Origin of the sequence: Gallibacterium salpingitidis (assembly GCF_030517105.1) — a bacterium.
Lineage (GTDB): Bacteria > Pseudomonadota > Gammaproteobacteria > Enterobacterales > Pasteurellaceae > Gallibacterium > Gallibacterium salpingitidis.
On record NZ_CP103875.1, the window covers coordinates 298,063 to 313,543 of the forward strand.

The 15,481-nt window shown below is 38.8% G+C and carries 14 protein-coding genes and 1 other RNA gene; 6 read left to right on the forward strand and 9 right to left on the reverse strand.

The window, feature by feature from the left end:
- Positions 1-42 precede the first annotated feature (42 nt).
- From mnmE to rpmH, 5 genes are all read right to left on the reverse strand, one after another.
- Positions 43-1,407 carry a tRNA uridine-5-carboxymethylaminomethyl(34) synthesis GTPase MnmE gene (gene mnmE / locus NYR30_RS01425; RefSeq protein ID WP_066113449.1) on the reverse strand — a complete coding sequence of 455 codons (1,365 nt, stop codon included), beginning with the start codon at positions 1,405-1,407 and terminating at the stop codon, positions 43-45.
- A 68-nt stretch (positions 1,408-1,475) separates the two neighbouring features.
- Entirely contained in the window at positions 1,476-3,101 is a 1,626-nt protein-coding gene (yidC, locus tag NYR30_RS01430; protein WP_066113441.1) for a membrane protein insertase YidC, read from the reverse strand.
- Positions 3,101-3,367, reverse strand: coding sequence for a membrane protein insertion efficiency factor YidD (gene yidD / locus NYR30_RS01435; protein WP_066109804.1), 267 nt, complete (start codon positions 3,365-3,367; stop codon positions 3,101-3,103). Before yidD ends, yidC begins: the two co-directional genes overlap by 1 nt.
- Positions 3,331-3,690, reverse strand: a complete 360-nt coding sequence (gene rnpA, locus NYR30_RS01440; protein ID WP_082966185.1) for a ribonuclease P protein component — start codon at positions 3,688-3,690, stop codon at positions 3,331-3,333. Before rnpA ends, yidD begins: the two co-directional genes overlap by 37 nt.
- Before the next feature lie 15 nt (positions 3,691-3,705).
- On the reverse strand, positions 3,706-3,840 hold the full coding sequence (gene rpmH / locus NYR30_RS01445) for a 50S ribosomal protein L34 (RefSeq protein ID WP_013745661.1): 135 nt from the start codon (positions 3,838-3,840) through the stop codon (positions 3,706-3,708).
- A gap of 338 nt (positions 3,841-4,178) precedes the next feature.
- Here rpmH and dnaA point away from each other — a divergent pair, with 338 nt between their 5' ends.
- From dnaA to recF, 3 genes are read left to right on the forward strand one after another with little or no spacing between them, the layout of a single operon-like run.
- A complete protein-coding gene (gene dnaA, locus NYR30_RS01450) occupies positions 4,179-5,540 on the forward strand; it encodes a chromosomal replication initiator protein DnaA (RefSeq protein WP_066113439.1) in 1,362 nt (453 codons plus the stop codon).
- Positions 5,541-5,549: 9 nt separating this feature from the next.
- Positions 5,550-6,650: a DNA polymerase III subunit beta gene (gene dnaN, locus NYR30_RS01455; RefSeq protein WP_066113437.1), complete on the forward strand. Its 1,101-nt coding sequence runs from the start codon at positions 5,550-5,552 to the stop codon at positions 6,648-6,650.
- 2 nt (positions 6,651-6,652) lie between these two features.
- Positions 6,653-7,732: a DNA replication/repair protein RecF gene (gene recF / locus NYR30_RS01460; protein WP_302501668.1), complete on the forward strand. Its 1,080-nt coding sequence runs from the start codon at positions 6,653-6,655 to the stop codon at positions 7,730-7,732.
- A 43-nt stretch (positions 7,733-7,775) separates the two neighbouring features.
- On the opposite strand, the gene rluC is transcribed toward recF, so the two are convergent.
- Positions 7,776-8,756 carry a 23S rRNA pseudouridine(955/2504/2580) synthase RluC gene (rluC, locus tag NYR30_RS01465; RefSeq protein WP_302501670.1) on the reverse strand — a complete coding sequence of 327 codons (981 nt, stop codon included), beginning with the start codon at positions 8,754-8,756 and terminating at the stop codon, positions 7,776-7,778.
- Positions 8,757-9,221: 465 nt separating this feature from the next.
- On the opposite strand from rluC, the gene rne reads away from it, so the two are divergent.
- Positions 9,222-12,212, forward strand: a complete 2,991-nt coding sequence (rne, locus tag NYR30_RS01470; RefSeq protein ID WP_302501671.1) for a ribonuclease E — start codon at positions 9,222-9,224, stop codon at positions 12,210-12,212.
- A 48-nt stretch (positions 12,213-12,260) separates the two neighbouring features.
- Here rne and NYR30_RS01475 read toward each other — a convergent pair whose 3' ends face one another.
- The 3 genes from NYR30_RS01475 to NYR30_RS01485 form a co-directional block, all read right to left on the reverse strand.
- Positions 12,261-12,878, reverse strand: a complete 618-nt coding sequence (locus tag NYR30_RS01475; RefSeq protein WP_082987410.1) for a 5-formyltetrahydrofolate cyclo-ligase — start codon at positions 12,876-12,878, stop codon at positions 12,261-12,263.
- A gap of 14 nt (positions 12,879-12,892) precedes the next feature.
- Positions 12,893-13,073: non-coding RNA, 6S RNA (gene ssrS / locus NYR30_RS01480), on the reverse strand.
- 69 nt (positions 13,074-13,142) lie between these two features.
- Positions 13,143-13,445 carry a cell division protein ZapA gene (locus tag NYR30_RS01485; RefSeq protein WP_066109783.1) on the reverse strand — a complete coding sequence of 101 codons (303 nt, stop codon included), beginning with the start codon at positions 13,443-13,445 and terminating at the stop codon, positions 13,143-13,145.
- Positions 13,446-13,585: 140 nt separating this feature from the next.
- Here NYR30_RS01485 and NYR30_RS01490 point away from each other — a divergent pair, with 140 nt between their 5' ends.
- Both NYR30_RS01490 and pepP read left to right on the forward strand, forming a co-directional pair.
- On the forward strand, positions 13,586-14,134 hold the full coding sequence (locus NYR30_RS01490; protein ID WP_066113548.1) for a UPF0149 family protein: 549 nt from the start codon (positions 13,586-13,588) through the stop codon (positions 14,132-14,134).
- A gap of 15 nt (positions 14,135-14,149) precedes the next feature.
- Positions 14,150-15,481, forward strand: coding sequence for a Xaa-Pro aminopeptidase (gene pepP, locus NYR30_RS01495; RefSeq protein WP_066113546.1), 1,332 nt, complete (start codon positions 14,150-14,152; stop codon positions 15,479-15,481).

A 15,481-nucleotide genomic window follows, 5' to 3' on the forward strand; every position in this document is an offset into this window, starting at 1 on the left:
ATTGCGTGGTATCAGCCACGCAATTTTTTATGTGCTAAAAGATTATTTACCGATACAGAATGAGCTAAAGATATTACCGAGTAGATCATCAGAGGTAAATTCACCAGTAATCTCACTCAAGGCATTTTGCGCCATTTTCAATTCTTCTGCTAATAATTCACCTGCATAAAATTGAGTTAATTGAATATGGCCTAATTGCAAGTGTTCAGCAGCCTTGTTAAGTGCTTCTAAATGACGGCGACGAGCAAGGAAACCACCTTCAGTCACTGTTTGATAACCAATGCTTTCTTTCAAATGTTCTTTGAGTAATTGTATGCCTTGTTGCGTTTTGGCTGATAGGGTAATGGTTGTATAGTTACCATTTTGTGTAATACCTTCAGTTTCACCACTAATATCTGCTTTATTGCGAATAATGGTTACTGGAATAGAATCAGGTAATTTAGACATAAATTCTGGCCAAATTTTTTCTGGCAATGTTTCAGTAGTGGTAGTGCTATCCAACATAAAAAGCACACGATCTGCTTGTTCAATTTCTTGCCATGCACGTTCAATACCAATGCGCTCAACTTCATCTGTCGCAGCGCGTAAACCTGCAGTATCAATAATATGAAGCGGCATACTATCTAAATGGATATGTTCACGCAATACATCACGTGTAGTGCCCGCAATATCAGTAACAATTGCAGCATCTCGACCAGCTAATGCGTTTAATAAACTGGATTTTCCAGCATTTGGACGACCAGCAATCACGACTTTCATACCTTCTCGTAGCAACGAACCTTGTTTTGCTTGTGCTTGTACTGTTGCTACTTGCTCAATGATTTGGTTTAACAAGCCTTCTATTTTGCCATCAGCCAGAAAATCAATTTCCTCATCAGGAAAGTCAATTGCTGCTTCCACGTAGGTACGTAAATAAATTAATTGTTCAACTAATTGATGAACTTGAGTGGAAAATTCACCTTGTAATGATTTTAGGGCAGAGCGTGCCGCTTGTTCAGAACTTGCATCAATTAAATCAGCAATCGCTTCAGCTTGTGCTAAGTCAATCTTATCATTTAAAAAAGCTTGTTCTGAAAATTCACCTGGTCGAGCTAAACGCACACCATTAATTTGTAGAATTCGTTTTAGTAATAAATCAAGGATGACTTGTCCGCCATGTCCTTGTAGTTCAAGCACGTCTTCTCCAGTGAAAGAGTTTGGTGCTTTGAAAAACAGCGCAATGCCTTGGTCAAGTGTCGTACCATCAACATCCTTAAATGGCAGATAATCAGCCATTCTTGGTTTAGGGCATTTTCCCAATACTTGTTGCGCTACTTCTGTTGCTAATGGGCCGGAAACGCGCAAAATACCAATACCACCGCGTCCCGGTGGTGTGGCTTGAGCTACAATTGTATCGTTTTCTATCATAATACTTGGATATATTTGAGTGTCATAAACTTGAGGCACCTTAGTTAAGATGCCTCAATCATTACCATTTATTTTTTACGAGAATGTAAGCCTCTTTTCTCTAATCCTCGATAAATCAGTTGTTGCTGAACAATGGTGATAAGGTTAGATACCAACCAGTAAAGCACTAGACCTGATGGGAACCAGAGGAAGAAGAAAGTAAACATCACTGGCATAAAGGTCATTACTTTTTGTTGCATTGGATCTGCCACTGGTGTTGGGGACATTTTTTGTAATAAGAACATTGATGCACCCATTAATAACGGCAGAATGTAGTAAGGATCTTGCGCCGCTAAGTCTTGGATCCAACCAAAGAATGGTGCGTGACGTAATTCCACTGCTTCTAAGAATGTCCAGTAAAGCGCAATAAAGATTGGCATTTGTAGCAATAATGGTAAACAACCGCCAAGAGGATTCACTTTCTCTTCTTTGTAAAGCTTCATCATCTCTTGACTCATCTTTTGACGATCTTCACCGAAGCGTTCACGTAATTCTTGAATTTTTGGCTGTAGCATACGCATTTTCGCCATTGAAGTGTATTGCGCTTTGGTTAAAGGATAAAGAATAGCTTTAACGACAAGAGTAACACCGATAATCGCTAGACCCCAGTTGTGTACCAAGCTTTGAATAAATTGTAGTAATTTGAATAGCGGTTTTGCAATAAACCATGCCCAGCCATAATCTACAGTCAAATCAAGATATGGAGCAACTTGTTCCATTTGATTTTGTAATTTAGGCCCTACCCAAAGTTGGCTCTTAATGGTATCAGTTGCGCCATTTGCGATAGTGGTAACTGGACCACGATAACCGATATAAGCGAAATTATCTTGTGTTGATGAATAAAGTTGATTTTCTGCATCTTGGTTAGGTACCCACGCAGATACGAAATAGTGTTGTAAAATCGCAGCCCAACCCTGTTTTGTTTTGATAGCAAGGTTGTCTTTCTTCATATCATCAAAAGAGTATTTTTTATAGTTAGTCTCTGATGAAGAGTAAGCGCCGCCTGTATAGGTTGGCATTGCAATATTACCAGAGCTTTCAACCAAAGTATGTTTCAATTGTGCATAAGGCTGTACTTGAATATTAGCGCCGCTGTTATTGGTTACTTCTACATTTACTTTCACATCGTAGCTATCACGAGTTAAGGTGAAAATTTTACGATAAGTTACACCATCTTTGGTGAAAGTGAATGGTACGCTAATTTCATTTTGACCTTGAGCTAATGAGAAATGATCACCATCCACTTGATAATCAGCACGACCAGCAACGGTATCACTACCGTTAGCGCCAATTAAACCACTTTGCGCGATATAAACGTGTTCAGGTGTGTCTTTTAATAAAGCGAATGGGGTTTTTGAATGTAATTCTGCATCATATTTCAGTAAATCTGCACCAACCACATCACCACCAACAGTACTAATTTTAAGGCGTAAAACATCACTTTCGATTGTGATAATACGGCCTTGTTTGCTGCTGCTATCTGCTACCGCTGCTGAACTAGCAGGAGTATCATTTGCAGTCGTTGCTGATGAATCAGTTTGCGTTTGTGTTTGAGTTTGTGCAAGTTGAGGATTATTGTCGATTTCCCATTGTTGATAAATCAAGAATGAGATAAAGAGCAATGCAATTACAAGTAAACTACGTCTTGAGTCCATTATTTTTTTCTCTGTGGTTTATGGTTATCAATAGATGGCGGCACAGGATCATAGCCTGATGAACCAAAAGGATGACATTTTAATATACGCTTCACTGTAAGCCAACCCCCTTTTATTACTCCATGCGTTTGAATTGCTTCAATACCATATTGAGAGCAAGTGGGTGTGAAACGACAACGAGGACCAATTAATGGACTAATAACCAGCTGGTAAAAGCGGATAATGCCAATTAACCCTTTTTTGATAAGCGTAGATGCCGCTGCCATAATTTATCCAATGCCTTGAATAACATCGCATTATCCAACTCTTTAATGCCTTTACGTGCAATCACAATGAAATCATAATTAGGTAATTGATGCTGTTGTAAACGGAAACTTTCACGACAAATACGTTTGATACGATTGCGCTGGTTGGCACGTTTGACATATTTTTTGGCAACGGTTAGACCTAATCGAGGATGTTGCAAAGTGTTTGGACGAGCAATAATTGAAATTTCAGGTAAAGAAGCTCTGAAAGGTTGTTGGAATACGAAGTTAAATTGAATGGGAGTTAACAAACGTAACTCCCTTGAAAATCCTAGCTTAGACACTCGGTAATCAGCAGATTATGCACTTAAACGTGCACGACCTTTAGCACGACGACGAGCTAAAACTTGACGACCTTTTTTAGTTGCCATACGCGCACGGAAACCGTGAGTACGACTACGTTTTAACACAGAAGGTTGGAAAGTACGTTTCATTTTCTTATCTACCTAATAAAATTGACGTTTTAATATTGAAAAAAGACATAACTCAGCGTTGACTTGAGTGCAGTCAGTGATATTAAAACAAAAAGTTACAATAAAAAGAGGACGCAATTCTAATCAGAAATTGGCAATTCGTCAAATGGATAAACAGAAAAATTCGCTTTTTCTTGTTTTAGCGAGTGTTGATAAGTATAAATCGGATAAATCATAAAAGAGAAGCGAAAGAAAAATTGATCTTTTGAGAAGATCTTATAGTGAGTTTATTGTATGATATCGGTCGGTTTGAGATGGAACATTGAAAAGTTTAGATAACAATTAATAATTACACACCTATGGAACAGCACAAATTATCTTCCCTTTGGCAAAGTTGCCTGTTACAGCTGCAAGATAAAATTAACCAGCTTGATTTCAGTACATGGATTCGGCCATTACAAGCAGATATTACAGAAAATACAATGGTGCTTTATGCGCCAAATCGGTTTGTGCGCGATTGGGTACAAGATAAGTATTTAGTACAAATAGAAGAAATTGTGCATTTTCTTACCGCAAATCCACAATTTGCTGTTCGGGTACGTGAAGGAACACGTCCGGTGCGTGAAGTGGCACCGGTGACGGAAAATGTTGCTTCAGCAAATTTGGTACAGAATACTACGAATCAATCAAAAAAATTTAAAACTAACTTAAACCCTAAATATGAGTTTCACAATTTCGTACAAGGGAAATCGAACCAGTTAGCGCGTGTTGTAGCGCAGAAAGTGGCGGAAAAAATTGGTGATGAAGGTTATAACCCGCTGTTTTTATATGGTGGTACTGGACTAGGGAAAACTCACTTATTGCATGCAATTGGTAATGGTATTTTTAAAAACAAACCAGATGCGAAAGTGGTGTATATCCATTCTGAACGTTTTGTCCAAGAATTAGTAAAAGCATTAAAATCGGAAAGTATTGAACAATTTAAGAAATTCTATCGTTCGTTAGATGCATTATTAATTGACGATATTCAATTCTTTGCCGGTAAAGAGGGATCACAAGAAGAGTTTTTCCATACTTTTAATAGCTTATTTGAAGGTGGGCGGCAAATTATTTTAACTTCAGATCGCTACCCTAAAGAGATTGATAAGATCGAAGAGCGTTTAAAATCCCGTTTTAATTGGGGATTAAGCGTAGCAATTGAACCACCTGAATTAGAAACTCGCGTGGCGATTTTGTTGAAGAAAGCAGAAGAGAGCAATATTGTTTTACCTGAAGAGGTTGCCTTTTTTATCGGACAAAAATTGCGCACTAATGTGCGTGAATTAGAAGGGGCATTAAATCGGGTCAGTGCTAACGCTAATTTTACTGGGCAGCCAATTACCATTGATTTTGTGCGTGAAACATTAAAGGATATGCTGGCGGTGCATGATCGTTCAGTAACCTTAGATAATATTCAAAAAGTGGTGGCTGAACGTTATCGCATTAAAGTGGCGGATTTAAAATCGAAAAGCAAAGCGCGTTCAGTCGTGCGTCCGCGTCAAATGGCGATGGCGCTATCAAAAGAATTAACCAATCATAGTTTGCCGGAAATTGGGCGGGCTTTTGGCGATCGCGATCATACTACAGTGTTACACGCGTGTCGTAAGATCGCTGAATTACGAGATTCAGACAATAATATCAGTGAAGATTATGCCAATCTGATCAGAACGTTATCAACTTAAGGTGGGCTTATGCAATTTATCGTAGCAAGAGAAAATTTATTGAAACCCTTACAACAGGTATGTGGTGTTTTAAGTAGTCGTCCATCTTTACCGGTGCTAAATAATATTTTAGTACAGATTACTGGTGATCGTTTAACTCTGACAGGTTCCGATCTTGAGGTGGAGTTATCAACTTTTGTGCAATTGATTTCAGCAAGTGAAGATGGTGTTTTTACCATTCCAGCACGTAAGTTTTTAGATATTTGCCGTTCATTAAATGATGATGCTGAAATTACCGTAAATTACGAAAATGATCGAGTGTTAGTAACAGCAGAACGCAGTAAATTTAATTTAGCGACTTTGCCTGCAGAAAGTTATCCAAATTTAACGCAATTAGATGTTGAGGTAGAACTGAATCTTGAACAATCAGTATTGCGTCGTGTAATGGAAGCAACGCAATTTTCAATGGCAAATCAAGACGCTCGTTATTTCCTCAATGGCATGAAATTTGAAACTGAAAATGGTGTATTGCGTACAGTAGCAACAGATGGCCACCGTTTGGCGGTATGCGGTATTCAATTAGCACAAAATGTACCAGATTATTCGATTATCGTACCACGTAAAGGTGTGCTAGAGTTGATGCGCTTGTTAGACAGCAATAGTGAAGTGGTGCGTGTCTGTATGGGACAAAATAATATTCAAGTTCATTTAGCAAATATTATTTTCACCTGTAAATTGATTGATGGACGTTTCCCTGACTATCGTCGAGTGTTGCCAAGAAATGCTGATCGCATTTTGGAAGTAGATTGGAATTCATTGAAACAGGCTTGTGTACGTGCAGCTATTTTATCCAATGAACGTTTCCGCGGAGTACGTTTAATTATTGAAGCAAATCAATTGAAGATCTTGGCGCAAAATCCAGATCAAGAAGAAGCAGAAGAAGTGATTGACGTTAGCTATACAGGTGAGCCAATGGAAGTTGGTTTTAATGTGAGTTACATTTTAGATGTATTAAATGCCTTAAAATGCCAATCTGTCAGAATTCGTCTTACCGATGCAACTTCAAGCTGTTTAATGGAAGATTGTGCAGAAAGTAATGCTGAGTATGTGATTATGCCAATGCGCTTATAGTTATGGCTTTATCCCAACTGAATATTCAACATTTTAGAAATCTTAAAGCTGTGAGTTTAACCTTAGACTCAGGCTTTAATTTTTTGATTGGGCATAATGGCAGCGGCAAAACCAGTCTGCTTGAAGCCATCTATTTTTTAGGGCATGGTCGTTCATTTAAAAGTTCAGTCATTGGGCGGGTGATTCATTACGAGCAACCTGAATTTACCTTATTTGCTAAAATTGAGGATCAGCAGGCGAGTTGGTCAGTAGGTTTACAAAAAACACGTCAAGGTGAAAGCACTATTAGAATTAATGGTGAAGATGGTAATAAGATTGCAGATTTGGCGCATTTATTGCCAATGCAGTTAATTACACCAGAAGGTTTAACACTGATTAATGGTGGGCCGAGCTATCGACGTGCATTTTTAGATTGGGGGTTATTTCATCTTGAACCCAGTTTTCACGCATTATGGTCATCACTCAATCGTTTGTTAAAACAGCGTAATGCGGCTTTACAACAGGTAACCAATTACAGTCAAATCAAAATTTGGGATCAACAATTACATCATATCGCGGGACAGATTAGTGAGTGGCGGCAGCATTATGCAGAAGCATTAAAACAAGAGATTAGCTCCACTTGTCAGTTGTTTTTGCCTGAAATAGAGATTGAGGCGCAATTTTACCAAGGTTGGACTAAAGAGGTTCCGTATGCGGAATTGTTAGCGAGTAATTTTGAGCGGGATCGGGCGGTTGGCTACACTATGTCTGGTCCACAGCGAGCTGATTTTAAATTTAAAGCTAATGGACTACCTGCGCAAGATATTTTGTCACGTGGACAATTAAAATTATTGATGTGCGCCCTGCGTTTGGCGCAAGGCGAACATTTAATGCAGCAACAACAGCGCCGTTGTATTTTTTTAATTGATGATTTTGCTTCGGAATTAGATCCTAATAAACGTGCTTTATTGGCACAGCGTCTAAAAGAGAGTCAATCTCAAGTTATTATTACTGCAATTACCGCAGAACAATTACAACAGCCACATTGGCAAGAAGGCGCCAAATTTCAATTGAAAAATGGTGAAGTGTGGCAGATAGATTAGTGTAAAGTGTTAGGTTTCACCTTTAAAGGGCGAAACCTAATACTTAGTTCTTGTAAGTTAATGACCTTAATTGTGCAAGTAATTGCTTACAGGCTTTGTCTAATGGTGCTTGTATCACCATTTCATCACCGGTTTTTGGGTGCGTGAAACGAATAGAAAAAGCGTGTAAGAACAGGCGATTTAATCCGAAAGGCGCTAATTGCTGATCAAAATCTTTACTGCCATATTTACTATCGAAAGCAATTGGATGACCAGCGTATTGCGTATGAACACGAATTTGATGCGTTCTACCAGTAATCGGTGACGCTTTTACTAATGTCGCGAAACTAAAACGCTCTTCTACACTAAAACGAGTTTCAGAAGGTTTACCTTGCTCACTCACTCTGACAATTCTTTCACCGCTAGAAAGTTCATTTTTCAGTAATGGCGCTTTTACCGCTTTGCAGTGTGATTGCCATTCACCTCTAACTAAAGCTAAATAATCTTTTTGAATTGTTTTATCGCGTAGCTGTTCATGTAAATTACGTAATGCAGAACGTTTTTTGGCTACCAATAAAATGCCTGAAGTATCGCGATCTAAACGATGTACTAACTCCAGAAATTTAGCTTGTGGACGCAAAGCTCGCAGCGCTTCAATTACACCAAAACTTAAACCACTGCCGCCATGAACTGCAATACCTGATGGTTTATTAATGATCAGCAACTGATCATCTTCAAACAAAATTTGTTGTTCTAGTTCACTAACTTTATTCAACTTAGTGGAAATTGGTGCAGCATTGCTTTTTTCACTCACTCTAACTGGTGGAATACGTACAACATCACCAGCTTGTAATTTATATTCTGGTTTTGTGCGTCCTTTATTTACGCGAACTTCGCCTTTGCGAATAATGCGATAGATTAGGCTTTTTGGCACACCTTTTAATTTGGCTAATAGATAATTATCAATGCGTTGTTGTTCTTCATCAGCTTCAATAGTGACGAAACGCACATTGGCATTAATTACGTTGTCTTCAGGATTATGCATAATTTCTCTAGTGTTAAAAAATTCGGCGTATCATATCATTAAGCAAGGCGAGTTGCGAAAATTTGCGAAAGTTTTTTCACGCCAAGTTAGTGGAAAACAATGATCTTTAGCTTTGCAAAACGTCGATAAAATGGAATAATAAGGAGCATTTTTTTGTGAGTCAGTCATGCAATGGCGTGCTGTCTTTTTGTTTCACAGGATAGTGCTTTTTAATTGATTTTTGGTGCGGCAATAAGGCGTAAGACACCAATTTTAGAGATGTTAATACAGGACACGAATTAGCAAATTCAATACAATCAGTTCAAAGTAACGCTATTTGGCAACACTATATGTGTGATGGTTGCCGTTTTGCGTTGCGTTTTAGCACAATGAGAATCGGGAGATTGGCATACTGCAGCAACAGAATTAAAGTGTTTGTATTATCGTCGTTTTTATAAAAGTTATAACAAGAATAGAGAAATAACGATGAAAAGAATGTTAATTAACGCCACGCAAAAAGAAGAATTGCGTGTCGCTTTAGTTGATGGTCAACGTTTATTTGACCTCGATATTGAATCTCCAGGGCATGAACAAAAGAAAGCCAACATCTATAAAGGAAAAATCACTCGCGTAGAACCAAGTTTAGAAGCTGCATTTGTTGATTATGGTGCAGAACGACATGGTTTCCTTCCTTTAAAAGAAATCGCTAGAGAATATTTCCCAGAAGGGTATGTTTATCAAGGCCGACCAAATATCCGCGATATTTTGCATGAAGGACAAGAAGTTATTGTTCAAGTTAGCAAAGAGGAGCGTGGTAACAAAGGTGCGGCATTAACTACTTTCGTTTCTTTAGCGGGTAGCTATTTAGTGATTATGCCAAATAATCCTCGTGCTGGTGGGATTTCGCGCCGTATTGAAGGAGATGAACGCTTAGAGTTGAAAGAAGTGTTAGGTTCATTAGAAGTACCAGATGGTGTTGGTCTTATTGTTCGTACTGCTGGAGTTGGACGTTCACCAGAAGAATTACAATGGGATTTACACGTTTTATTGCACCACTGGGAAGCAATTAAGAAAGCGTCAGAATCTCGTCCTGCACCATTCTTAATTCACCAAGAAAGCGATGTTATTGTGCGTGCGATTCGTGATTATTTGCGTCGCGATATTGGTGAAATTTTAATTGATAGCCGTAAAGTATTCGATAAAGTGAAAGAGCATATCAAATTAGTGCGTCCAGACTTTATCAATCGTGTCAAACTGTATCAAGGCGAAGTGCCATTATTTAGTCATTTCCAAATTGAATCGCAAATTGAATCTGCTTTCCAACGTGAAGTGCAGCTTCCTTCAGGTGGTTCGATTGTGATTGATGTAACGGAAGCATTAACTGCAATTGATATCAACTCAGCACGTTCAACACGTGGCGGTGATATTGAAGAAACAGCATTAAATACTAACCTTGAAGCTGCGGATGAAATTGCTCGTCAATTACGTTTACGTGACCTTGGTGGTTTGATCGTAATAGACTTTATTGATATGACGCCAGCACGCCATCAACGTGAAGTGGAAAACCGTATTCGTGATGCAGTGCGTCAAGATCGTGCCAGAATCCAATTTAGCCGCATTTCTCGTTTTGGGCTATTAGAGATGTCACGTCAGCGTTTAAGTCCATCATTAAACGAATCGACTCACCATATCTGCCCACGTTGTCAAGGTACAGGTAAAGTGCGTGATAATGAATCTTTATCACTCTCTATTCTCCGTTTACTTGAAGAGGAAGCGTTAAAAGAGAATACCAAACAGGTTCACACTATTGTTCCTGTGAAGATTGCAACTTACTTGTTAAATGAAAAACGTCGTGCAATTACTGAAATTGAAAAACGTCACGATGTACAAGTGATTGTTGTGCCGCATGAACAAATGGAAACTCCGCATTTCTCAGTATTCCGTTTGCGTGATGGTGAAGATAATCATACCTTAAGTTATAACTTAACTAAGTTGCATGATTTACAAGAAGAAATTGATGGTGAAGAGTCTTTAATTAGTCGTACCTTAGAAGCAACGACTAATGTTACTGCGCCACAACCAGAGGTAGCTGCAGTTGAAATCACTATTCCTGAACCTGCGCCAGTAGTGAAGAAGAAAGAGGAAGAAAAAGTTTCTTTATTCACTCGTATTTGGCAAAAGATTAAAGGACTCTTTGCGGAAGAAGAACGTGAAGAAAAAGGTAATAAACGCAATAACTCTCGCAATAACAATAACAAACGTTCTCGTCGTGATAACAACAATAAAGATGCTAATCGTCAGCGTGACAGACGTAATAATGATGAGTCTAAACGCAGAGAAGCGACTAGCGAAAAAGAAGAGAATAAACGTACTAAACGAGCAAATCGTAAAGCAGTAGCGGAAGAAATTAATGAGTTGAATGTTACTGCACGTAAAGGTGAAGAAGAGAATAGCAAAGAACAACAGGTTGCTTCTCGTCGTCAACGTCGTGATTTGCGTAAGAAAGTCCGTTTAAATGATGCAGCGACAGTAGAAAATGAGAAATCAACTGTAGAAACAATGCAACCAGCAGTAGAGGAAACAGTGGTAGATACTGTTGAGCAGGTTGTTGTTGCTGAAACAACCAATATTGCGCCAGCTGTACCGGCAGTGGTTGTCGAAGAAGCAAAAACGGAAGTGAGAACCATAGTTGAAGAACAGCCAGTATCAGCACAAGTGGAGGCTGTTCAAGAAGAAACCGAAGAAACAACGGTATCTGAGCGTAATCATCGTGAAAATCGTTCACGTCGTTTACCGCGTCATTTACGTATGAATAATCGCAGACGTCGCCATGCCCAAGAAGTGATTTCTCCAATGCCATTATTTATGGCGGTTGCTTCGCCTGAATTGGCAAGCGGTAAGATCTGTTTACCATTTGTGAATCGAGTGGAAAAAGAGAAAAATAGTAACTTTGTTTCTGTTGATGAAATGTTAGAACAACAAAAACAAGATACTAATGAAACTTTGATTCCGGTTACTTCAGCAGTGGCGAGCCAAGATAGCAGCCCTCGTCCGTTAGCGGCTGTATTGACAATGGAAGCAAATGGTAAGGAAGCAAAATCTAAGCCGAATAGCAGCCTAAACCAAGCTCGTTTGGCACAACAAGCCGTTGAAGATCAATTAGAAGATGAGGTAGTGACTGCATCAACAGAAGAGCAAACAGTGGCACCAACGATTGTAGAAGAAGTTGCTGTAGAAAAAGTTGTTGAACCTTATCAATCTACCTACCAATTTAATGGTCGTTTAGGAACCTTTGCGGTAGTAGAGCACGTTAAGGCAGAGATGACGCTAGCGGAAGCGAGCGAATTGGTACCGATGAATCTCAATATTGTTGAATGGAAAGGTTCACGTTATACCTTTAGAGGTCGCGGTGCAGCAGGTTACCATACCGCAATTGATCATGCGGCAACTGCGCCAACACAAGCGAAAGCAGAGTAACATCTGATTCATATAGAGAGGCTATATCGAGAGATATAGCCTTTTTTATTAGACGGCAAGAATTTCAAATAGCGGAATATCCCAACTTTCACAAGGAATTTCTGCCACTTGCTGACAACGATGTGCTAAACCAATTGGTAGAAAATTTTTTTGCTGCCAATTTTCCAATGTGCGATCGTAAAAACCACCACCCATACCTAGACGATTTTTATTGCTGTCAAAAGCGACTAATGGCGTAAAGATAATATCCAGTTGCTGAATTGGTAAAACTTTCGTGACATCTAATACAGGCTCTTTAATGGCAAATTTATTCTTTTTCATCGGTGTTGCCGGAGTATATTCTAGAAATAGCAAGTTGCCATGGCTAAAAGGATGCAACACAGGCAGATAAAGCTGATAGCCTTGTTGCCAAAGTCGTTCAATCAAAACATTTGTAGAAATTTCTCCGTCGAACGAACGATAAATAGCAATATTTCTTACATTTAGCGGTTGTAAAAAATCTAATACGACATCGGCAATTTGTTGTTCAGCTTGTTTTTGTTGTTGTGCAGATAATGCTGCACGTTGTTGACGGACGAAACGACGTAATTGCTGTCTTTGTTCAGCTTTGCTCAATGATGAATGATTGACAATGAAATGATGAGATTCTGGTAAGGTATTTGGCATATCACTAATTATATTGAGGACCCGAGGTGCCGATACGGGTGGTCGGTCCTTGAACCCTACGGTTCAAGGGAGTCAGTCTTACATTCATTAGGCTTCTTGATAAACAAGCATGCTCACCGATTGTAGGTAACCAACTCTAAAATATATCAGTATCGGCTCAGGGACGTAACCCATTGTCGAACACCCCAGGTGCTATTAATAGTACATTAATTTTCTTAATTTGCCTAGTAAGAGAAAGTCCTATTTCTTAATTTAAATCATAATTTATTTAGGTGCTGGCATATTAGACAAAATGGTGCTTAAAGAGTGTTCTATTTGTTCAATTTTATTATTAATTAAATTTTCTCGTTCAGAATTTTGCTGCTGTTGGGTGATTAAATCATGGCATAAATTTAACCCAACGATAGTTAATGCTTTATCAAGTTGAATAATACCAGTACGACTTTTTAACTCTGATACTTTCTTTTCTAAAATATCAGCAGCTTCTCTTAGTGCTTGATGCTGATCTTCTGGACAGCTTAAGCGTAGGTTTTGACCAAAAATATACAAATCAATATTTTTAGACATACAAGAACCTCTTTAGACAGAAATTATAACGTTATAAATGTAGGTATTATGCCATAGCAAATAAGTTTCGTCATAGATTATTGGTGGATATTCTGGTTGGTGTTAGAATGGCTGACATTTGAGAAGAAATGGAAATTTATATGGCAATTACAGCACAGCAACTGACACACGAATTAAAGCAAGCAGGAATTACTTTAAATGGTGTTGAATTACATGGATTATTAACAGGATTTATTTGTGGCGGTATCCGCGATGAAAGCTGGAAACCATTGTTGTATCAATTTACTAATGATGATCACGCCTATCCAGTGCAATTAATCAGCAAAATTGCAGAATTATACAAAGCATTAAACGCAAGTTTGGCAGATCTAAGTGAATTTACCTTTGAGTTAGATCTTGGCAATTTAGATGATATTTACCAGAGTATTACCTCATTAAGCGAGTGGTGTAATCACTTCTTACTTGGCTTAGGTTTAGCGCAACCTAATTTACAGCAAGAGAAGCAACAAGATATTGCGGAGGCTTTAGCCGACTTACGCGAAATTTGCCAATTGGGCTATGAAGAAGGCGATGATGAAGAGGGCCTCGCGCAAGCATTAGAAGAGGTAATCGAATATTTACGTACAATTGCTATGCTGTTTTATTCACACTTTCATCAACCAGCAGTACAACAAAAAACTATCCATTGATAAGAGGTATAGATTGTGGATTTGAGTTATATGGCAGAGATGCCGATTGAAGAATTTCAACAACGTCGAGCAAAAGTTTTTGCCCAATTACCAACCAATAGCGGTTTAATCGTTTTTTCTAATTTAGAACGTCAACGTACCGCATCTTCTAATTACCCTTTTCGTCAAGATAACTATTTCTGGTATTTAACCGGATTTAACGAACCAGATGCGATCTTATTACTGAAGAAAACTGAACAAGAGCAGCAAACGATTCTATTTTTACGTCCATCAGATCCATTAATGGAAACATGGAATGGTCGTCGTTTAGGCGTTGAAAAAGCACCAACAACTTTACATTTAGATCAGGCTATTGCGATTGATGAAGTACGACAACAGCTACCACAATTGCTGAATGGTTTGGGTACACTCTATTATGCCGAAGAAGTACAACAATGGGGTGATGAGATTGTGCACCAAACTTTATCTTTGATGCGTACTCAACAACGACAAGGCGTAAAAGCACCAACGACATTAGTTTGTTGGCGTGAGCTATTAGACGAAATGCGTTTATTTAAATCAGAAAATGAAATTCGTTTAATGCAACAAGCGGGACAAATTTCAGCATTAGCTCATATTCGAGCAATGAAACAAGCGCGTCCACAACGTTTTGAATATGAATTAGCCAGCGAAATGTTACACGAATTCAATCGCTTTGGCGCAAGATGGGAGTCTTATCCATCAATCATTGCCAGTGGCGAGAATGCCTGTATTCTGCACTACACAGAAAATGATCGCTTAATGCAAGATGGTGATTTAGTGCTAATTGATGCTGGTTGTGAATTTGCCATGTATGCCGGTGATATTACGAGAACTTTTCCTGTAAATGGTAAATTTAGCCCAGCGCAACGTGAGATTTATCAAATTGTCTTAGAGGCAGAAAAACGGGCGATTGAATTGTTAGTCAATGGTAATTCGATCAAACAAGCCAATGATGAAGTATTAAAAATTAAGGTTGCAGGGTTGGTGCGTTTAGGGATTTTATCCGGCGATGTGGATACATTGATTGCTGAAAAAGCTTACACCCGTTTTTATATGCACAGTCTAGGTCACTGGTTAGGTCTAGATGTGCACGATGTAGGCGCCTATGGACAAGATCGTACACGTGAATTGCAACCTGGTATGGTCGTTACTGTTGAGCCAGGTTTATATATTCCAAATGCCGAAGATATTCCTGCCGCTTATCGTGGTATTGGGGTGCGGATTGAAGATGATCTATTGATTACAGAATATGGTAATAAAGTGTTGACTGCCGCCGTACCAAAAGAGATTGATGAAATTGAAGCGTTAATGGCGCAAAAGGATTAA